The 20,301-nt window shown below is 39.8% G+C and carries 17 protein-coding genes and 1 rRNA gene; 6 read left to right on the top strand and 12 right to left on the bottom strand.

The window, feature by feature from the left end; all coding sequences use genetic code 11:
* Both rrf and K8F54_RS00575 read left to right on the top strand, forming a co-directional pair.
* A 5S ribosomal RNA gene (gene rrf / locus K8F54_RS00580) occupies positions 1–103 on the top strand; the annotation flags it as partial.
* A 246-nt stretch (positions 104–349) separates the two neighbouring features.
* Positions 350–3,661 (top strand): VCBS repeat-containing protein, encoded by a 3,312-nt coding sequence (locus K8F54_RS00575; protein WP_290785553.1) that lies wholly within the window; start codon positions 350–352, stop codon positions 3,659–3,661.
* 9 nt (positions 3,662–3,670) lie between these two features.
* On the opposite strand, the gene K8F54_RS00570 is transcribed toward K8F54_RS00575, so the two are convergent.
* The 11 genes from K8F54_RS00570 to K8F54_RS00520 form a co-directional block, all read right to left on the bottom strand.
* Entirely contained in the window at positions 3,671–3,892 is a 222-nt protein-coding gene (locus tag K8F54_RS00570; protein WP_290785550.1) for a DUF6095 family protein, read from the bottom strand.
* Positions 3,889–4,701: an N-acetylmuramic acid 6-phosphate etherase gene (gene murQ / locus K8F54_RS00565; RefSeq protein WP_290785547.1), complete on the bottom strand. Its 813-nt coding sequence runs from the start codon at positions 4,699–4,701 to the stop codon at positions 3,889–3,891. The genes K8F54_RS00570 and murQ overlap by 4 nt, the downstream gene beginning before the upstream one ends.
* A gap of 81 nt (positions 4,702–4,782) precedes the next feature.
* Complete coding sequence (locus K8F54_RS00560) at positions 4,783–5,586, bottom strand: DUF4249 domain-containing protein (RefSeq protein WP_290785544.1); 804 nt, start codon at positions 5,584–5,586, stop codon at positions 4,783–4,785.
* Positions 5,587–7,947, bottom strand: coding sequence for a TonB-dependent receptor (locus K8F54_RS00555; protein ID WP_290785542.1), 2,361 nt, complete (start codon positions 7,945–7,947; stop codon positions 5,587–5,589).
* A 68-nt stretch (positions 7,948–8,015) separates the two neighbouring features.
* On the bottom strand, positions 8,016–10,244 hold the full coding sequence (locus K8F54_RS00550; RefSeq protein WP_290785539.1) for an NADP-dependent isocitrate dehydrogenase: 2,229 nt from the start codon (positions 10,242–10,244) through the stop codon (positions 8,016–8,018).
* A gap of 566 nt (positions 10,245–10,810) precedes the next feature.
* Complete coding sequence (gene rplS, locus K8F54_RS00545) at positions 10,811–11,164, bottom strand: 50S ribosomal protein L19 (protein ID WP_290785537.1); 354 nt, start codon at positions 11,162–11,164, stop codon at positions 10,811–10,813.
* A gap of 220 nt (positions 11,165–11,384) precedes the next feature.
* Positions 11,385–12,059, bottom strand: a complete 675-nt coding sequence (trmD, locus tag K8F54_RS00540) for a tRNA (guanosine(37)-N1)-methyltransferase TrmD (RefSeq protein WP_290785535.1) — start codon at positions 12,057–12,059, stop codon at positions 11,385–11,387.
* Position 12,060: 1 nt separating this feature from the next.
* The gene (locus K8F54_RS00535) at positions 12,061–12,555 is read right to left on the bottom strand and encodes a tetratricopeptide repeat protein (RefSeq protein ID WP_290785532.1); all 495 of its coding nucleotides are present in this window, start codon (positions 12,553–12,555) and stop codon (positions 12,061–12,063) included.
* A gap of 42 nt (positions 12,556–12,597) precedes the next feature.
* Positions 12,598–13,038 (bottom strand): GNAT family N-acetyltransferase, encoded by a 441-nt coding sequence (locus K8F54_RS00530; protein WP_290785529.1) that lies wholly within the window; start codon positions 13,036–13,038, stop codon positions 12,598–12,600.
* Between the two features lie 87 nt (positions 13,039–13,125).
* Positions 13,126–14,574: a glyceraldehyde-3-phosphate dehydrogenase gene (locus K8F54_RS00525; RefSeq protein ID WP_290785526.1), complete on the bottom strand. Its 1,449-nt coding sequence runs from the start codon at positions 14,572–14,574 to the stop codon at positions 13,126–13,128.
* 137 nt (positions 14,575–14,711) lie between these two features.
* Positions 14,712–16,106: a trypsin-like peptidase domain-containing protein gene (locus K8F54_RS00520; RefSeq protein WP_290785523.1), complete on the bottom strand. Its 1,395-nt coding sequence runs from the start codon at positions 16,104–16,106 to the stop codon at positions 14,712–14,714.
* A 132-nt stretch (positions 16,107–16,238) separates the two neighbouring features.
* On the opposite strand from K8F54_RS00520, the gene dapF reads away from it, so the two are divergent.
* The 4 genes from dapF to K8F54_RS00500 all read left to right on the top strand — a co-directional run bounded on the left by dapF (position 16,239) and on the right by K8F54_RS00500 (position 19,572).
* Positions 16,239–17,018 (top strand): diaminopimelate epimerase, encoded by a 780-nt coding sequence (gene dapF, locus K8F54_RS00515; protein ID WP_290785521.1) that lies wholly within the window; start codon positions 16,239–16,241, stop codon positions 17,016–17,018.
* A complete protein-coding gene (locus K8F54_RS00510; RefSeq protein WP_290785556.1) occupies positions 17,011–17,541 on the top strand; it encodes a GNAT family protein in 531 nt (176 codons plus the stop codon). Before dapF ends, K8F54_RS00510 begins: the two co-directional genes overlap by 8 nt.
* Entirely contained in the window at positions 17,534–18,574 is a 1,041-nt protein-coding gene (gene mltG / locus K8F54_RS00505; protein ID WP_290785519.1) for an endolytic transglycosylase MltG, read from the top strand. The genes K8F54_RS00510 and mltG overlap by 8 nt, the downstream gene beginning before the upstream one ends.
* A 353-nt stretch (positions 18,575–18,927) precedes the next feature.
* Positions 18,928–19,572, top strand: coding sequence for a peptidoglycan-binding protein LysM (locus K8F54_RS00500; protein WP_290785516.1), 645 nt, complete (start codon positions 18,928–18,930; stop codon positions 19,570–19,572).
* A gap of 7 nt (positions 19,573–19,579) precedes the next feature.
* On the opposite strand, the gene K8F54_RS00495 is transcribed toward K8F54_RS00500, so the two are convergent.
* A complete protein-coding gene (locus K8F54_RS00495; RefSeq protein WP_290785514.1) occupies positions 19,580–20,293 on the bottom strand; it encodes an SAM-dependent methyltransferase in 714 nt (237 codons plus the stop codon).
* Between the last annotated feature and the right edge of the window lie 8 nt (positions 20,294–20,301).

The following is a 20,301-nucleotide window of genomic DNA, read 5'->3' as shown; positions in this document are numbered from 1 at the left end:
TGGTTATAGCGACGGGGCTCACCTCTTACCTTTCCGAACAGAGAAGTTAAGCCCGTTTGCGCCGATGGTACTACACTTGTGGAAGAGTAGGTCGCCGCCTTCTTTAAGTCCCTCATCATTTATTTGATGAGGGACTTTTTTGTTTCATGCATCTCCACTTCGACTACGATCAATACCCAAGTGCAAAATGACAAAGTGAACTTCCACAAGTGGCTTGGCAACCAAAACCTTCAAAATATTCTGAAAGAAAATCTAATTGTACAATTCGATAGACTCAAAGGAGGAAAGTTGAGTCAAAATTCTTATTTTAGACTTCCGATTATAAATTCGCCTTTTAACCTATACGAGCATGAAAAAATTATTGGCATTACTAACACTTGTTCTCCTATTTTCATGTGGAGAGAAAAATTCAGATACTACAGCAAAAATCGATTCATCTAAGAATGATGGAGATGAAATAGCTGCTCTTTTTACACTGCATACTTCAGAAGCAACCCATCTTAACTTCAAGAATACTGTCAAGGAAACGATGGATGCTAATTATTTAAATTATGAGTTCATATACAATGGGAGTGGTGTAGCTACTGGAGATATTAATAATGATGGCTTGCCGGATATTTATTTTGCGGGTAATTCTTCAGATGATAAACTTTATTTAAACGAAGGGAATTTAAAATTTAAAGATATCTCTGAATCTTCAGGAATCTCAAAATTACAAGGATGGAGCACAGGTGTGACCATGGTCGATATCAATACAGATGGATGGTTAGATATTTATGTATGTAGATCGGGACCATCAAAGGATGATACAAACAGAACAAATCGCCTTTATATAAACAATAAGGACAATACCTTTACTGAATCGGCTGAAGCGTATGGTCTTCAAAGTAAAGGATATTCTATCCAATCGGCATTTTTCGATTACGATCTCGACGGCGATCTCGACATGTATTTACTCAATCACCCTACGCCAGGCTTTAAAGCGGGAGATGCTGCGCAACATATGAAAAATATAAAATCTGGAAAAATAACAACCGATGTCTTCTACGAAAATGTTAATGGAAAATTTATCGATAAATCTAAGGAGGCAAACCTTCTGAATTTTGGATATCGCCACGGAATAGGAATTGGTGATATAAACCGTGATGGTTACCCAGATATTTACATTAGTAGTGATTTTGAGGAACCAGACGTATTGTGTATTAGTCAGGGAGATAAAACATTCAAAAATGAAATAGATACCTATTTTAACCATATTTCATTTAACAGTATGGGGAATGAGATGACCGATATAAACAATGACGGACTTTTAGATGTTTATGTCGTCGATATGGCCCCTAGCGATCATTTTCGATCCAAAGCCTATATGAAATCTATGAATGTGGCTAAGTTTCATGGGCTTCAGAACAATGGATACCATACGCAGTATATGTTCAATACATTACAACTTAATAATGGGAATGATAGTTACAGTGAGGTAGGACAGTTTTCGGGCACGGCTAAAACCGACTGGAGTTGGGCGCCACTGTTCTTCGATATGGATCATGATGGTGACAAGGATCTGTTTGTAACCAATGGGATAAAGGAGAATTTTCTGTATCGCGACCTTCAAGTTGAAGTGAATAAGCGTGAGAGAGCAGGCTTACAAACCGGCTTACAAGACCTACTTGAAATTGTGCCTAGCGATATTTCCGAAAATATATTTTATCAAAATACAGGAGGTGCACACTTCGAAGATTCTTCAGGTAAGTGGGCTCCTCCTAGTCTATATAATTCCAATGGTGTTGCCACAGCCGATTTCGACAACGATGGTGATCTGGATTTTGTCACTAATAATATGGACAGCGATGCTACACTATACGAAAGCTTGGCCTCAAATGGTAATGGTGGTAATAGTATCAAGCTTGTGTTGAAAGGCCCTGAAAAGAATCCGCAGGCAATTGGAAGCAAAGTGGAAGTTGTTACTCCGTCCGGAGCACAATGGTTTGAATTATACACCTCGAGAGGGTACCTTTCATCGGTTGACACTCCTATGGTTTTTGGTTTGAATAAGGCTGCCTCTGCTTCGGTATCAATTATATGGCCGGATGGGAAGCAGACTGTGATTCCATCACTGGACGCGAACAAGACTCATATTATAGATTATAATACTTCGGAAAAAGGCACTGTCACTCAACCGGATGTTAAACCGACCTTAGTAAAGCCGGTACCCAATTCGGGCATAAGTTTTACGCATAAAGAAGACAAATTCAACGATTATTACAAACAGGTGTTACTGCCTCATTCACAGTCTACCGTTGGTCCAGCCATGGCTAAGGCCGATGTGAATGGTGACGGCAATGAAGATATCTTCATTGGTGGCGGTGCAGGTCAAGCCGGTGCTTTGTATATTCAAAATAGCTCAGGTTTTTCTGAAAAGGATGGTGCTTGGAAGCAAGATGCGAGTTCCGAAGATACCGGTGCCATATTTTTTGATAGCGATGGCGATGGCGATATGGATTTATATGTGGTAAGTGGTGGAGCGCATTTGTTGGAAGGACATGCAAATTATCAAGACCGTCTGTATATTAACGACGGAAAAGGAAACTTTAGTAAGGCTTCGGGTAAGTTGCCTAAAATTACCGTTAGCGGGCAAGCAATAGCTGCGACCGATGTTGATGGTGATGGTGATTTGGACCTTTTTGTTGGGGGCAGAATTATACCTGATAAATATCCTATGCCACCAAAGTCCTATATTTTAATTAATGACAACGGTAGTTTTTCAGAAATAGAAATTCCGGTTAACCAGTTAGTATCTGCCGCTTTATTTTCCGATTATGACAACGATGGTGATGATGACCTTATCACCATTGGTGAGTGGTCACCTATTAAAGTATTTGCTAATGATAAGGGAAATTTCACAGAAGCCAAAGTTAATGGACTAACTGAAACTACCGGCCTCTGGTTTGGTCTTGCACAATATGATATAGATAACGACGGAGATATGGACTATTTTGCCGGGAATCTTGGCCTGAATGCTAAATTTAAAGTTGGTGGCAAAAAGGAGTTTCATATTTATTCACATGATTTTGATGACAATGGAACCTATGATGTGGTCTTAAGTGGTACCTATCACGGAAAATTAGTGCCTTCTCGTGGACGTGAGTGTTCTTCCGAACAAATGCCTTTTATTAAAGATAAATTCAAGGACTATCGATCGTTCGCAAATGCGACCTTAGAGGATATTTATGGTGAGAAATTGAATGAAGCACTACACTATAAGGCCAATATGCTCTATAGTGTATTTATAGAAAATAAAGGAAATGGAAACTTTGAAATAAAAGAATTGCCATGGCAGTCTCAACTGTCACCTTTAAGTGGATTCGAATTTATTGATCTAAATGGAGATGGAAACAAGGAAGTAATCACAGTGGGTAACCTGTATAATGTAGAAGTGGAAACCGTGCGCTATGATGCTTCCAAAGGAAGTGTCCTGTCTTTTGAAAATGGGACATTCTCATCGATTCCTTATAAAGTATCCGGATTTGCTACTTCTGGTGATGCTAGAAAAGTTATGGCGATTCAACAGGGTAATAAGATACGACTCGTCGTATCCAATTCTGATGGTCCGGTGCACGTCTTTGATGTTAAAAGCTTGTCTGATAAAGGCGAAAACCTATAAACTTCGTGACTAGCCAAACATAGATTTAATTATGGTGTTGATGCCTTTAAAACACAGATAAATGGCTGCGGCACCTGCGATAAGTCCTAAGATTAAGGCTAGGTAGAACATAAAGTTATCCTTGTTTATAAATGAAAGAGTCAATAAATACGGACTTAAAATCAGCAAGGGTAGTGCCAAAGCCAATTTTTTGATTCCGGAGACTAGCATTTGTTTGTCGGTATGCTTCATTTCTTATATGCATTAATGGCGGAACGAACGTTTTGGTGTTTTTCAAGCAGTTTTTGAGCTTCACTTTCCGAAATATTGAGTTCGTTCATAATCATTCTTGTACCTCGGTCTACCAATTTATTATTACTCAATTGCATTTCTACCATTTTATTTCCTTGTACACGTCCCAACTGAATCATACTTGCCGTTGAAATCATATTTAGCACCAATTTTTGGGCAGTTCCTGCTTTCATTCGCGAGCTTCCGGTGACGAATTCAGGACCAACAATTACTACAACAGGGTACTTTGCGGTTATCGCCAAAGGACTACCCTCGTTACAGGTAATGCATCCGGTGACAATGTCTTGTTCATTACACTTTTGAAGTGCTCCAATCACATAAGGGGTGGTTCCCGATGCGGCAATTCCGATTACAATATCTTTATCTGAAATGTGATGGTGTTGAAGATCGATCCATCCTTGATTTGTATCATCTTCGGCAAATTCAACCGCTTTTCGTATGGCACTATCACCGCCCGCAATCAAACCAATTACCAAGTCATGTGATACTCCAAAAGTAGGCGGGCATTCACTGGCATCCAATATACCCAGCCGACCACTGGTGCCGGCTCCAATATAAAACAACCTACCTCCGGATTTTAATTTTTCTGTTACCTTTTCGGTTAATGCAATTATTTGTGGAAGTGCCTTCTCTACTGCTTCCGGAATCGTTTTGTCTTCTGAATTTATATTTTGCAACAACTCAGCAATACTCATTCTTTCTAAATGATCGTGATTTGAAACTGCTTCGGTTGTTTTGGTAAAGCTCATATACAAATTTACATTTTTTGTACAAGGTTCTATGTGCGGAAAAGAAATAAATCGGCTCCTTTCCTAGGTTCAATCTGTTTGTTATTCCACTGTATAGGTAACTGTAGATACTTCAGAAATTCTAAAATAACCCAATGGAAAATTTTCGAAACGCGTCTCATTTATAATATTCCCTCGCACCGTGGCGGGTTGTGTTTCGAATGGGCCGCCGCTTTGATCGGTGCTTTGTTGTAATAGGACGTACATAAAATTATAGAACTGTGCGTCGACTCCATACAAATTGAATACTACTTCGTCACCTTGCTCTAGATCTTCAACGTAGTAAAATCCGAAGATACGGTTTCCATTAAAAAACTCATCATTAAAGGTGTCACGCAGGTCGCCTCGAGTTGATAATCCTTCAAAAAAATAATAGTTCACTTCATCTCCCGGATCGGTAAAATAGACTTTGAGTTCAATCTCTTCTCCGCTAAATCCTCCTTCGTTATTCTGTTCTACAATTTCTAGTGCAGGGCCGGTAACCAATTGCTCTGAAGCCCTGTAGATTTCTCCATTATCGATTACTTCTAACGTATAGACCACTTGCGGTTGCGGAATTAGATTTCCTTGATAAATTCCATCTTCGGTATAAAGAAACGGATATACAATTCCGTTCTCATCGGTAATGGTTACGGAGGCATTCGTGACAAGAGGAACTGCTTGATCAAAGAATGGGGCAGTTCGCGTTAAGATCACATTTGCAACACTGGTCCCATCTTCCAAGAGATTAATATTGGCCTCAATAACTAGTTTGGGATCGCTTTCGTTCAAATCAATTTCAACCACATCTTCACAGGCTGTGATCACTCCCAAAAATAATAATAACAACCAGTTCTTTTTCATCATCTAAAATTTAAAATTGTAAGTAATCGCCGGAATAATCCCAAAAATAGACAACCGAACAGCTTCATTCTGATTTATATCAGTATTCTCTCTAAAGGACAGAGATGCGGTATTTTTACGGTTGTATACATTGTAAATGCTGAACACCCATTCGCTCTTCCAGCGTTTTTCTGAAGTCGGTTTTGGGATCCATGTAGCCGATATATCCAAATGATGATAAGCACTCAGTCGACTGCTGTTACGTGCTTCATAGACAGGAATCACAATATCATTATAAATGTATTGTCCCGTAGGAAAGGTTGATGGTCGCCCGGTTTGATAAACCATATTTGCGCCAAATGACCACTTTTTCGAAAGTTCGTATTGCCCGGTAATACTAATGTCGTGTGTTTTGTCCCAGGGTGAATTATACCAGGCTCCATTGTTAATACCAATTTCCGAAGCAGTTCTTCCCGGAGTTCTTTGTTCACTTTTTGAAAGGGTATAGGCAATCCAACCCTTTAGTTTCCCTTCTGTTTTTCGCAAAAGGAATTCAAGTCCGTAAGCACGTGCTTCTCCGTTCAACAAAATTTGTTCTACGGCATTATTGGCGATAAGATCCGCATCGTCCACATAATCCAATCTATTTTTCACCGTTTTGTAAAAACTCTCTATTTCTAAAGCGTATCTGTCAAAAATTTTAAAATATCCCAAAGCGACCTGATCTGCCAGTTGTGGTTCGATGTATTTGCCGCTAGGCGCATAGATATCGAAAGGAGTTGGAGAGGTGGTATTACTTATAAGATGAATATACTGCGCCATTCTATTGTAACTCATTTTTACTGAAGCGTTTTCGTTTAGCTGATAAGCCAATGCAAATCGAGGCTCCAAATTGGCAAAAGATCGAATGGTTGCTCCTCGTTTGAAACTCACAGTGTCTATTGGGACTGCCTTTTCATAAATCTGTAAAGCCTCATTAAAAAGGATGGGGTTGTCGTTGGCATATAATTGCAATTCATTTTGACCCAATCGATTGAAACTAGATAACCGCAGGCCTGCTTGAATGGCCAGATTATTCGAGATTTCGATTTCGGCATCTAAATACACCGCGTTCTCAAAGGCGTATTTATCGGTTAATTTAAATGGATTAATTCCTGAAGTTTCAGTGGTAGGTCGAATATCTCCCGGGTTAAATTTGTAATAGATACTATTGAGCCCGTAGCGCAAATCTATTTTTTCAGAAATGAAATGCGTAAAGTCGTATTTAAGATTTACATTTCTAATACCACTGTCAAAGTCAAATTCCACGAATTTTAATTCTAGTCCGTAGAAATAATCTGAATAGATCAAGGATAGATTGCTGAATAGTTTTTCAGAAAATAAATGATTCCAGCGCAGGTTGAAGGTGGTATTCCCAAAGCTGTTGGAAAAACTATCGGCTATACTAAAGACATCGCGGCCAAAATATCCCGACAAGTAAAGACGGTTGTTTGCGTTGGGTTGAAAACTGATCTTGGTATTGAGATCGTAAAAATAGGCGACGTTATTATTGTTGAATAGCGGCAGGAACAAGTGTGCGTAACTGCTTCGGCCTCCTATAAGAAAGGAGGCTGTATCTTTTTTTATGGGACCTTCCAACAGCAACCTGCTAGATACCAAGCCAATACCTCCCTTGGCGTGTAACTCTTTTTTGTTGCCATCCTTTTGATAAATATCTAAAACCGAAGAGACTCGCCCGCCATAGCGGGATGGAATACCCCCCTTATACAAGGTAATGTCTTTTATGGCATCCGGATTAAAAACCGAAAAGAAACCAAACAGATGCGAGGAGTTATATAAGGTAGCTTCATCCAAAAGAATGAGATTTTGATCGGCTGCACCCCCTCGAACATTAAAACCACTGGCGCCTTCACCGGCACTGGTTACTCCCGGTAGTAGGGTAATGGCCTTTATCACGTCGGTTTCACCTAAAACAACAGGCATTTGTTTGATAGTTTCAATAGAAAGACTATTTACACTCATCTGTGGTTTTCGAATATTGAGTTTTTCTATATCGGCCTTTACAACCACCTCGTTAAGTTGCTCGGTGTTAGTTTCCAAAGAAATGTCCGTTAGCATATTTTTATCAAGTGCGATTACAAAGGTCTGCGTTGTAAATCCCAAATTGCTAAAAGACACTTCGTAGGTGCCTGCCGGAAGTGTAATGGAATAATAACCGTACTCATTGGTAATGGTTCCCGCTTGTAGATGGGGAATGAGCACATTTACGCCAATTAGTGTTTCACCCGAATCAGCTTCGGAAACCGTTCCACTTATCGTAAATTTTTGTTGGGCACAAAGAGAAACACTTCCGAAGAGGAGAAAAACAAAAACTATCTTTTTCAATCACATTTTTTTTAAAAATACCAATAAAAAAAAGCCTTCTGAATGTCTGAAGACTTTTTAACAAACTTTTAGCGGATGCTCGCAAGTATACTGTTAAAGGTCTTGCTGGGTCTCATTTCATTGTGTACCCTATTTTCATTCGGCCAATAATAACCACCCATATCCACGGGGTGACCTTGTGCCGCATTTAATTCGGCAAGTATCTTTTCTTGATTTTCTGAAAGGCTTTTGACAATAGGCGTAAACCGTGCTTTAAGTGTTTCATCTTTCGTTTGTAGTGCCAAAGCTTCTGCCCAGTATAGGGCTAGATAGAAATGACTACCGCGATTGTCCAATTCGTTTACCTTACGAGACGGGCCTTTTTTATTCTCCAGTAGTTTTTCGGTGGCATCGTCCAAGGTCTCTGCTAAATGAATGGCTTTTTCATTACCATAGGTTTCTCCCAAGTGTTCCAGGGAAACGGCAATGGCCAAAAATTCACCCAACGAATCCCATCGTAAATGGCCCTCTTCTACAAACTGTTCTACATGCTTAGGAGCCGAACCGCCTGCTCCTGTTTCGAACAACCCACCACCGTTCATCAACGGAACTATCGATAGCATTTTAGCGCTAGTTCCCAATTCTAAAATAGGGAAGAGGTCTGTTAAATAATCCCGGAGTACATTACCTGTCACTGAAATAGTATCCAGCCCGGCTTTTACACGCTCTAAGGTATATTCTGTTGCTTTTTTAGGAGAAAGAATTTTAATCTCCAAACCGTTTGTGTCGTGATTCGGAAGGTATTTTTTAACTTTTTTAATAATCTCTGCATCGTGAGCCCGATCCTCATCCAACCAGAAGACCGTTGGATTTCCGGTGGCACGTGCTCTGCTCACTGCTAATTTAACCCAATCTTGAATGGGTAGATCCTTTGCCTGGCACATACGCCAAATATCTCCTTTGGAGACCTCATGATCTAACAAGATGGTTCCATCTGTATCGACTACCAACACATGACCGTCTGAAGGAATTTCAAAGGTTTTGTCATGCGAACCGTATTCCTCAGCTTTTTGGGCCATTAATCCCACATTTGGTACTGTTCCCATGGTAGTAGGGTCGAAGGCACCGTGTTGTCTACAAAAATCAATGGTCACCTGATATACATCGGCGTAGCTACTATCCGGAATCACCGCCTTGGTATCTCTAGTTTTTCCTTCAGCGTCCCACATTTTACCGGAATTTCGTATCATGGCAGGCATGGAGGCATCAATAATCACATCACTGGGGACGTGTAAGTTGGTAATGCCCTTATCACTATTCACCATGGCCAAATCTGGATTGGAGGTCATGATCCTTTGAATATCGGCTTTAATGGCGGCTCTTTTTTCTGAAGATAATTCATCCAACTTACCGATTAAATCTCCAAATCCATTTTTCACATCTACGCCCAATTCTTCAAAGGTGTCTTGGTATTTATCGAATAATTCTGAAAAGTAAACCCGAACCGCATGACCAAATATTATGGGGTCACTTACCTTCATCATGGTAGCTTTCATATGTAATGAGAACAAGATACCGGAACGCTTAGCATCTTGAATTTCTCTTTTCAGAAACTCAAGCAAAGCTGCTTTGCGCATCACAGACGCATCTATGATCTCTCCTTCAAGAACAGGAATCGATTCCTTTAAAATAACATCGGTACCATCATTTTTTGTGAGTACTATCCTTAGATTATCATCTTTTCCTATCGTAACAGATTTTTCAGTATGCCTAAAATCACCCGCCTCCATTGTAGCTACATGCGTTTTTGATGTGCCACTCCAAACACCCATACTATGTGGGTTCTTCTTGGCATAATTTTTTACCGCTTTTGGTGCCCGCCGGTCACTGTTTCCTTCTCGAAGCACCGGATTTACAGCGCTACCTTTTATCTTATCGTATTTTGACTTTATTTGTTTTTCTTCCTCCGACTTTGCCTCTTCCGGATAATCGGGTAATTGGTAGCCTTTCGATTGTAGTTCGGTTATTGCTTCCATGAGTTGTGGGATGGAAGCACTAATGTTGGGGAGTTTGATGATATTCGCTTCGGGTCTCTTTGCTAGTTCACCTAATTCGGATAAGGCATCATTGACTCGTTGGTCTTCCGAAAGAAATTCGGGAAAGCTTGCCAATATTCTACCGGCCAAAGATATATCTCGAGTTTCAATGACAATTTGAGAAGGTTCTGTAAATGCTTTTACAACGGGAAGTAAGGAATGTGTTGCAAGAAATGGTGCTTCATCGGTTTTGGTATAAATAATCTTAGCGGCTTTTGTCATTGAGTGTCTTGTTAAGGAAAGGGTATATATTAGGTTTGCTAATAGAGCTGCAAATATAGCGATTTGAACAAGCTTTTAAAAGAGGCAAATTGTTATATTTTAATAAGAAGGCCTAAAAACAATAAAAGCCATAACACTGTATTGCTACATTGTTATGGCTCCTTGTGAAACAGACCGTTACCAACTATTCACCGAAGGCGAATCAAGGCAAGTTTATTATACCCTTGCAGTTGTGATTTGTTTCAAGAGATTTGTTTTTTTCGATTGAGTAACCGAAGTCACTTTGTGTCTCAAAAAACAGTCTCGAACTCTTTTTAATCTCCGCCCTAACCATCGCAGGGATCGTTAGCGTTTCAACAATTAATCAGAGTATATAAAGAACGTTACTTTATTGTCAATCCGGCTGTAACACCATTTTGATACTGCTAATGTAATACAGAAAATTAAAAAAACAAGTTTTATAACCTGTTTAATATTAACTATTTATAAACTGCCGTTATTAACATTTGTTCATAAAAAAGGCGATCTGAAACAGATCGCCTTTTTCTATACTTATGGTTGAAAAACTATTTAAGTCTTTTCTCTCTAATTCTAGCTTTCTTACCGGTAAGACCTCTGAAATAGTAGATACGCTTTCTACGCACACTACCTGTCTTGTTTATTTCAATTTTCTGAAGTGCCGGCAAGTTTATTGGGAAAATACGCTCCACGCCTATGGTGCCAGACATCTTTCTAATAGTAAAGGTTTTGGAGACCCCAGTTCCTTTTACTTGTATTACCACACCTCTAAAAAACTGAGTTCTGGTTTTTTCACCTTCGCGAATTTCGTAGTACACCGTGATGGTATCTCCTGCGCTAAATTCCGGGAATTCTTTTTTTGTTACAAATTCGTCTTGTACAAATTTTACTAACTCTTCCATTTTCTAAGTTAACTTATAATTTATCTAAAGCAACATACACGTTTCTCGCCAGAGGTTGAATCAAATCGGTTGCAAAAATAAGCAATTTCTTTATTGTTACAACTGTTTAGCTGTTTTTTATTTAGGGCGTTTCCTTGCCTTTGGCAAGGTCGGGCTTTTCGCGCTATATGCCTGCCTGCCGGCAGGCAGGATAGCCTGCTTCAATCCCTAACGCGGCACTTTAATCTAATAGATCGGGTCGACGCGCTGCCGTATGTTTCTGTGCCTCATGCTCACGCCATGCTTCAATCTTTGCAGTGTTTCCGCTTAATAAAACTTCTGGGACTTTCCACCCCTTGTATTCGGCCGGACGCGTGTAAATGGGAGGGGCCAGTAAATTATCCTGAAAACTATCGGTCAAAGCACTGGTTTCATTTCCTAATACACCTGGAATCAATCGAATCACTGCATCACAGACTATGGCCGCAGCTAATTCACCTCCGCTCAACACAAAATCTCCTATGGAAATTTCTCGTGTGATAAAGTGATCCCGAACCCGTTGATCCACTCCTTTATAATGACCACAAAGGATAATGATATTCTCCTTCAAGGATAATTCGTTGGCAATCCCTTGGGTAAGTGTAGTACCATCCGGAGTCATATATATGATCTCATCGTACTCTCTTTCAGACTTCAACATCGAAATACATTTGTCAATAGGTTCGATCATCATAACCATCCCCGCACCACCTCCAAACTGATAGTCGTCTATTTGTTTGTAATTGTTGGTAGAAAAGTCCCTCAAATTATGAGTGTGTACTTCCACAAGACCTTTTTCTATAGCACGCTTTAAAATAGAGGCTTCGAATGGACTTGTGAGTAATTCGGGCAATACCGTAATGATGTCAATCCGCATTTTACAAAAATTCTTGTTTCATCTTACAGCGCTCTATGGAGCCTTTGGCCCGTTCTAAGACGTTCTTGTCCAAGGTATTCATAGCCGCTTTTTTGTAATAATCGATTGCTTCGGTCAGTTTTCCCTGTTGCTCGAACATAATGGCATATTCATTATAAATGGTCGATTTTGTAATCCCCGGAATATTGATCGCTTGATCCAATAATTCTTTTAACTCCTCATATTTACCCAAAGTAGATAACAAGATGGAGTAGTTGTAGTAAACGGCAGGATACATCGGACTTTTTTCTAGACATAATTTATAGAGTGTTTCTCCTTTTTCGTATTCCTTGAATTTTACTTCATACAAATAGCCTAGATGATTATAGGCCTTTCCGAAATTTGGATCCATATCGATGATCTTCTCCAATTTATTTGTGGCTTCATCGTAGTGGCCATTTTTGATGTCCATATTGGCCTGATCGAGTAATTCTTCAAGTTTAGTTAAGTGGTCCATAGCTTTTAAATTAAAGTGTAAAAGTAAATGAATTCGTTGAAATTATATCTCCCAGGTATAGTGAAAAACGTGCGTATCTTTTTTCCACCCCAACCGTTCGTATAATTTTTGAGCAGGATTGTCGTGGTCTGTCTCAAGCGTTAAGCCCCGACTTCCTTCCTGAATGGCAAATGATTTTGCCTGCGTCATAAGTGCTTCACCCACTCCTTTCCCGCGGGCTGCTGCTTCAACATACAGATCGTTTAAGATATAGGTGCGTTGCATGGCCACCGATGAAAAACTTGGGTATAGCTGTGTAAATCCTAATCCTTTGCCGTTTTCATCTCGCGCTAAGAAGATGACCGAATCATTTTTTTTGAAGCGTTCGGATAGAAAGTTTCGTACGGCTTCGGGATTGGATGGTTGCTTATAAAAAACACGATAACCATCAAAGAGAGGTACAAGCTGGGAGAGGTGTTCTTGTTTTGCTTGAAGTATAGTCATAGGATAAATGTAAATATTTCCGAAGGGATACTAAAAAAAGCCCATCGATTTCTCAATGGGCTTTTAAACTTTAGATCAATCCAACTATTAATAATAGGTATACCGTCTTACTTTCGAAATATATTTAGCCAATCGAATTACCTGATGACTATATCCGTATTCGTTGTCGTACCATATATATAACACCACGTTCTTACCATCGTTGGCAACGATGGTCGCATTACTGTCGTAAATAGAAGGTGCCGAAGAACCTACGATATCACTGGATACCAATTCGTTGTTCAAAGAGTACTTAATTTGCTCTACCAAATCGCCTTCCAAGGCGTATTTTTTCATCACCGAATTTATCCCATCGATGGACGTTTGTGTTCCCAATTCCAATTTCAAGATCGCTAAAGATCCGTTTGGGACAGGAACGCGAATCGCATTAGAAGTGAGCTTTCCTTCAAACGAAGGGAGTGCTTTTGTAACCGCACTTCCTGCACCGGTTTCGGTAATTACCATGTTTAAGGCAGCAGCACGACCACGACGGTACTTCTTGTGCATATTGTCTACCAGATTCTGGTCGTTGGTATAGGCATGGATCGTTTCCAAATGCCCTTGTACTACACCAAAGCTATCTTCGATAGCCTTTAAAATAGGAGTAATTGCATTTGTAGTACAGGACGCAGCCGAAAAGATATCAACCTTGTTTGGATCGTGTTCACTATGATTTACACCATGTACAATATTTGGCACTCCCTTTCCGGGCGCCGTTAGTAATACCTTGGCGGCTCCTTTTGCCTTTAGATGTCGACTCAAAGCTTCATGATCTCTAAAGGCACCTGTATTGTCAATAATCAAGGCATCTTCTATCCCGTATTTGGTGTAGTCAATTTCTTCCGGATTATTTGCTGAAATGATATGAACCGTGGTTCCATTTATGATAAGTGCACTGTTTTCAAGATCGGTACGAACGGTACCCGGAAAATCGCCGTGAACCGAATCATACTGAAGTAAAGAAGCTCTTTTTTCCAATACAGTTTGATCAATGGCTCCACGAGTTACAATAGCGCGTAGCCGCATCTGACTCCCTTGTCCGGTACGGGTCATTAATTCTCTTGCCAACAAGCGACCAATTCTTCCGAAGCCATACAAAACCACATCTTTCGGAGTGATATTGTTTGTTTTTTTCGCGTCCTTTAATTTATCACTTACAAAGGCAATAGCATCTTCATAACGATTGTCTTCCAAATGGTACTCAAAAGTTAATTTGCCAATATCCAATTTTGCAGGCGGTAGGTCGAGAGTTTTGATGGCTTGGGCAATTTCTACCGAATCAAAAATAGAAATTGGTTTTTGGACAAACTCGCCGGCATATTCGTGCAGATTTAAAATCTCGCTAACATTTCGATCGATCAATTGGTTTCTGAAAAGCACCAATTCGATGGCCTTGTCATACCAAAGGTCACTAACAATCTTAATAAATTCTACCGTTGCTTTTCGGCGGTCGGTTTGAAAAGACAGTTCTTTTTCATAAACGTCATCAAAACTCATAGTTGTATAGTTTAAAGGGGTTAAAATTTTTTGCAAAAGTAACTATTTCCGAGCAGCTACTGAAGCATATTTGTAAAAATAAATACCCCTCTAAAAAATTGATTTAAAGAGGGGTATCTTCTTCAGAAAGAAACAGACTACCTGAAGATGAACGAGTTTAACTGTCCTTGTTTATCGACAAAGGTCATTTTAATTGGGACCTTGTAATTACGCCCATTCATGATTCGTTTTACGTCGTCTATATCGTTTATTTTTTCATCATTGATCTTTGTGATAATAATGCCCGAAAGGTCGTATTGTGCCATTTCCTTAGTAAGTGATCTGGTCACGATAACACCATTTGATACATTGTGCGCACGTAGATCGGATTGGGTAGCATTTTTCACTTCTAATCCAAGATCATCAATTTCGAAAGTTTCTAATTTTATGAGTGTCACCGGAATATTGCGTTCTCTTCCATTGCGCATCACGGTAACCTCTACCACATCATTTGGACGTTTGGAGCCTAAATATCCTGCAAGATCGGAGAATTTACTTACCTTATATCCATCCAATTGTTTGATAATATCACCTTCTAAAATACCGCCTTTTTCGGCGCCACTACCTTTTTCAATACCGTTGACATAAACTCCTTCCGACTCGTCCACACCTATTTGATTTGCTATGGCCGAATTGAGCGTAGCTCCCGTAATCCCTAAAATACCACGCTGCACGTTACCAAATTCCATAATATCTTCAATTACCTTTCTCGCATTATTTGAGGGAACAGCGAAGGCATAACCTACATACGATCCGGTTTCGGAAGTAATGGCCGTATTGATTCCTATAAGCTCTCCGCGCGTATTGACCAAAGCACCACCACTGTTACCGCGGTTTACGGCTGCATCGGTCTGGATAAAAGATTGTGGGTTGCCATCGAATTCATTAAGATCTCTGGCTTTGGCACTGATGATCCCCGCAGTGACAGTAGACGTAAGGTTAAAAGGGTTTCCAACAGCCAAGACCCATTCTCCTAATTTTATATCGTTTGAGTTTCCGAAAGGAACATAAGGGAATTCTTCGTCGCTGTCCAGTTTAATCAATGCAATATCGGTCTTAGGATCGGTACCGACCAATTCGGCATTATATGTTTTGTTATTGTTTAGCGTCACCGAAAGTTCAGAGGCATTTGCAATCACGTGATTGTTTGTAACTATATAACCATCCGGGGAAATAATTACACCACTACCCGAACCTACCATTTCGCGTGCGATTCCGCGACCGCTGAAGTACTCCATCAAACTTCTGGGCTGTGTAGTAATGGTTTTATTTTTAACGTGAACAACGGCATTTACCGTTTTTTCGGCGGCTTCGGTAAAATCGATACTACCTGCCGGAGCTGTAAAGGTTGAAAAGTTGGTTGGAATAAAAGAAGGGGTTTCATTTTCAGAAACGATGGAAACATCGCTAGTTTCGACAAACATTTTATAACCTCCCAATGTTATTGCACCTGCAACAACTGCTACTAAAAATAATCGAAGTGTCTGTTTCATATCCATTTTCGTTTTATACATTAAATTTAACTATTAAAAGACGATAATATTTCTTAATTGTTTCAGAATTAACTTCCATTTAACAAGTGAAAAATCGCTCAAGTAGACGTCGCTTTTTATACCTTTGTCTTCATGGAATTTACCTTCTATAAATATCAAGGAACAGGGAACGATTTTGTGCTGATTGATAATCGTCAACAGTTTTTCCCCAAAAATAATACCAAACTAGTTCGTCAATTGTGCGACCGAAAATTTGGCATAGGGGCAGATGGACTCATACTCTTGGAGCTACATCCCACGGCCAATTTTTCGATGGTGTATTATAATGCCGACGGAAATTTAAGTTCTATGTGTGGCAATGGAGGTCGTTGTATTGCGCATTTTGCGAAGCAGCTGGGCATTATTAAAACAAACGCTACCTTCGAAGCAGTAGATGGATTACACCAGGCTACCATTAAGGGTAACACGATTTCATTAAAAATGAACGATGTGAATAAGGTATATATAGACGAAGACCACAGCTTTGTACATACAGGATCTCCACACCATGTTCAACTCGTTTCAGGCTTGGATACCTATAATGTTTTTGCTGAAGGGAAGTCGATTCGAAATGCCCGCTATGGAAAAGAAGGTGCCAACATTAATTTTGTGGAGTCAAATGGAAATGACATTTTTTCAGTTCGCACTTACGAACGTGGGGTTGAAGATGAAACTTTGTCGTGTGGGACCGGGGTTACGGCGGTGGCACTCGCATTATATGAAACCGGGCTGACTTCCACCAACGAAGTAACCTTAAAAACGCCCGGCGGGATGCTGCAGGTAACTTTTGACAAAACAGCAACCGGTTATAAAAATATTTGGTTAATCGGACCTGCAAAGCAGGTTTATAAAGGTATATGGAGTGATGAATAGTCTTGAAGGAAAAGAAATCAAACTTCGGGCTTTGGAGCCTTCCGATCTTGAGTTCTTGTACGAACTTGAGAATGACGAATCGCTTTGGGAAGTGAGTAATACCACGACACCTTATTCAAAATTTGTTTTGAAGCAGTATTTAAAAAATGCGCATCGCGATATTTACGAAGTAAAACAATTGCGATTGGTCATATGCAAAAAAGGAGCAGAACGCCCGTTGGGATTTGTCGATCTCTTCGATTTTGACCCCAAACACAATAAAGTAGGTATAGGCATTGTTATTTTTAAGTCGGAAGACAGAGGCAAAGGGTATGCGGCACAATCGCTTCAACTGCTTTGTAATTATGCCTTTACTCATTTGCGGATGCATCAGGTATATGCGAATATTACCGAAGGAAATGAACAGAGCATCCAGCTATTCGAAAAACTCGGATTTATACAAACGGGAGTTAAAAAGGATTGGATTTTTTCAGAAGGAACCTATAAAAACGAATACCTATATCAACTACTAGCCCATGATTAAAAAGATTATAATAGCCATCGTTTTTATTGGTTTGGCTGCGATGGCGGCATTCGCCTACTATGTGTACAACAGTGTTTTTGTTTCGAATACGGCCTTTAATAATGAAGAGGCACATGTGTATATTCCAACTGGGGCTCGGTTTAGTGATGTGTTGGACGAATTGCGTCCATTATTAGACGACGCCATTGCTTTTGAAGCGGTTGCGAATAGAAAGGGATATCCGGCAAATATCAAACCGGGACACTATCTTATTAAAAAGGGGATGAATAATAATGATATTGTCAACACCATACGTTCAAAGAATATTCCTATCGATATCAAGTTTAATAATCAGGAGCGTTTAGAAGATCTCGCCGGTCATATGGCAAATCAGATAGAAGCCGATAGTTTATCGCTTATCGCGGCAATGCGCGATCCAGATTTTTTAGTCGAAGCGAAATTCAATACCGATACAGCACTTTCGATGTACATCCCCAATACTTATGAGTTGTACTGGAATACTTCGGCTGTGGAATTTAGAAACCGAATGTTGAAAGAATACAAGAGTTTTTGGAACGAGTCGCGATTACAAAAAGCAAAGGCCGTTGGATTGACCAATGAACAGGTGATGTCATTGGCGGCCATAGTTCAAAAGGAAACGGCAAAATCCGATGAGCGTCCGCGTGTGGCGGGTGTTTATATCAATCGATTGAATAGGGGAATGTTGTTACAGGCAGATCCTACTGTGATCTATGCGAAAAAGAAATCGGAAAATGACTTTGACCAAGTTATCAAACGGGTTTTATATGTGGACCTTGAGTTGGACTCCCCGTATAATACCTATAAATATGCGGGCGTACCACCGGGACCAATTGCTATGCCCGATATTTCTTCCATAGAAGCGGTACTCAATCCAGAGAAGCACGACTACTTTTATTTTGTTGCGGATGTGACGAACTTTGGGTATCACAAATTTGCCAAAACCTTGACGCAACACAACGTGAATAAGGCAGCATACGTTCGTTGGGTGAATGCTAATGGGGTGAATAGATAATCTGCCTCCCACAACTTCTGTTTTTTTCTTAAAATACTTAGTTTTTAACTTTTTTCGCACTTTTAGTTTATAAGCAACTCTCCTTCAGCTACATATCTATGGGCTATTCGGCTCTTTCTCAAAAGCGAAACCTACATGTAACATTGTTAATTAAAGTACGTCTATAAGATTAAAACATGTCACTTATTCGTTTACCTTTCCTTAAATTATTGTTAATAAAAAGGCGCTTTTAACCCAAAAATTTGCCAATTTAACAATTTTTAACAGGGTTTACAGAAAACCTTTGAATTATTTAGTACCTTTGCAGGCTGAAAATAAGAGTGTTAGTGATTTCACTTAAATTTTAAAAACAAATGAAACAGAGTCATTTACGAGTTACCGTTTTACTGCTAGTTGCTATTTTCGTGGCGACAGGTTTTTCGTTTAACGAACGCATTGACCTTTCTCATTATAAGTTGGAAGGTGTTGCACTTTGTTATACGGTTCCAAATGAATTTGAACTGGTTTCAGAAACCACGCTACCGATGTCCTATAACTTATTCTTAGGGAAAACCTATGTTGGGTTTAAAGAGGCTTTGGGCTTTAAAGAATCCAGAGGAAATTATAGTATCATCAACCAATTTGGTTATATGGGGAAATACCAATTCGGTAAATCTACTTTACATATGATCGGTATTAAGAATTCTGAACAATTCTTAGAAGATACCTTTTTACAGGAAAAGGCTTTTACAGCCTATACAGCGCGTAATAAATGGATCTTGCGCAAAGACATTAAACGATACAATGGACGCCATATTGGAGGCGTAAAGATTACTGAATCCGGCATCCTAGCAGCAGCACACTTGGCAGGAGCAGGGAATGTTAAGAAATTCTTGCGCAGTGGAGGGGAGCAGCGATTTGAAGATGCCAACGGTACATCCATACGATATTATTTAAAGAAATTCTCGGGCTATGATACGTCCCATATTGTTGCCAGTAGAAAAGCAAAAGTGAAATAAGAAAAATTTATTTTTGAATAATAAATAAGGTGGGTCGCTTCGAGAGGTCCACCTTTATTTTTTTCCACCGTTCCACCGAGGTTGTAAGGATGTATTCGGAAGGAAGTGTAATATCACAGGCCACACATAGTTGGGTATCGTTGTGTAGCGAACTTAACAGACTTTCCATAAGTTGATTATTGCGATACGGAGTTTCAATAAACAATTGCGATTGTTCACGTTCCATTGAAAGGCGTTCTAACCGCTTGATTTCATCCTTTCGTTCTCGCTTATCGATGGGTAAATAACCGTTGAAGGCAAAATTCTGTCCGTTAAAGCCACTGGCCATCATAGCCATTAATATCGATGAGGGGCCAACCAAAGGAACCACTTTAATTCCTTGTAAATGCGCTTGCGCCACAACAGCGGCTCCCGGATCTGCAATCCCGGGACAGCCAGCATCGGAGATTACACCTACATCAAATCCTTCGAGACAAGGGGTTAACATATCAGGGATCTCACTTTCATTGGTGAACTTATTGATAAGCTGAATGTGTAAATCGGGTTGTGACTTTCGAGGTGCCAAACTTTTAATAAACCGTCTGGCATTTTTTTCATGCTCAACGACGTAATGATCGATCTGTTCTACTGCTTTTTTTACCAAAAGCGGAAGCACCTCTAACGGAGGCGTATCTCCCAAAGTACATGGGATTAAATACAAGTTTCCTTTTTCAGGTGCCATGAAAGTAC

The sequence above is a fragment of the Altibacter sp. genome (assembly GCF_019913785.1).
Classification (GTDB): Bacteria; Bacteroidota; Bacteroidia; order Flavobacteriales; family Flavobacteriaceae; genus Altibacter.
The sequence above is the reverse complement of the archived record's forward strand: the minus strand, read 5'-3'. Positions and strand labels throughout refer to the sequence as shown.

Excerpts from the sequence above, each read along its gene's own strand:
- K8F54_RS00510 (WP_290785556.1), top strand. The coding sequence starts at position 17,011 with ATGAATAGTCTTGAAGGAAAAGAAATCAAACTTCGGGCTTTGGAGCCT.
- mltG (WP_290785519.1), top strand. The coding sequence starts at position 17,534 with ATGATTAAAAAGATTATAATAGCCATCGTTTTTATTGGTTTGGCTGCG.
- K8F54_RS00525 (WP_290785526.1), bottom strand. The coding sequence starts at position 14,574 with ATGAGTTTTGATGACGTTTATGAAAAAGAACTGTCTTTTCAAACCGAC.
- rplS (WP_290785537.1), bottom strand. The coding sequence starts at position 11,164 with ATGGAAGAGTTAGTAAAATTTGTACAAGACGAATTTGTAACAAAAAAA.
- dapF (WP_290785521.1), top strand. The coding sequence starts at position 16,239 with ATGGAATTTACCTTCTATAAATATCAAGGAACAGGGAACGATTTTGTG.
- trmD (WP_290785535.1), bottom strand. The coding sequence starts at position 12,059 with ATGCGGATTGACATCATTACGGTATTGCCCGAATTACTCACAAGTCCA.
- K8F54_RS00530 (WP_290785529.1), bottom strand. The coding sequence starts at position 13,038 with ATGACTATACTTCAAGCAAAACAAGAACACCTCTCCCAGCTTGTACCT.
- K8F54_RS00495 (WP_290785514.1), bottom strand. The coding sequence starts at position 20,293 with ATGGCACCTGAAAAAGGAAACTTGTATTTAATCCCATGTACTTTGGGA.
- K8F54_RS00520 (WP_290785523.1), bottom strand. The coding sequence starts at position 16,106 with ATGAAACAGACACTTCGATTATTTTTAGTAGCAGTTGTTGCAGGTGCA.
- K8F54_RS00535 (WP_290785532.1), bottom strand. The coding sequence starts at position 12,555 with ATGGACCACTTAACTAAACTTGAAGAATTACTCGATCAGGCCAATATG.
- K8F54_RS00575 (WP_290785553.1), top strand. The coding sequence starts at position 350 with ATGAAAAAATTATTGGCATTACTAACACTTGTTCTCCTATTTTCATGT.
- K8F54_RS00570 (WP_290785550.1), bottom strand. The coding sequence starts at position 3,892 with ATGAAGCATACCGACAAACAAATGCTAGTCTCCGGAATCAAAAAATTG.
- K8F54_RS00560 (WP_290785544.1), bottom strand. The coding sequence starts at position 5,586 with ATGATGAAAAAGAACTGGTTGTTATTATTATTTTTGGGAGTGATCACA.
- K8F54_RS00550 (WP_290785539.1), bottom strand. The coding sequence starts at position 10,244 with ATGACAAAAGCCGCTAAGATTATTTATACCAAAACCGATGAAGCACCA.
- murQ (WP_290785547.1), bottom strand. The coding sequence starts at position 4,701 with ATGAGCTTTACCAAAACAACCGAAGCAGTTTCAAATCACGATCATTTA.
- K8F54_RS00500 (WP_290785516.1), top strand. The coding sequence starts at position 18,928 with ATGAAACAGAGTCATTTACGAGTTACCGTTTTACTGCTAGTTGCTATT.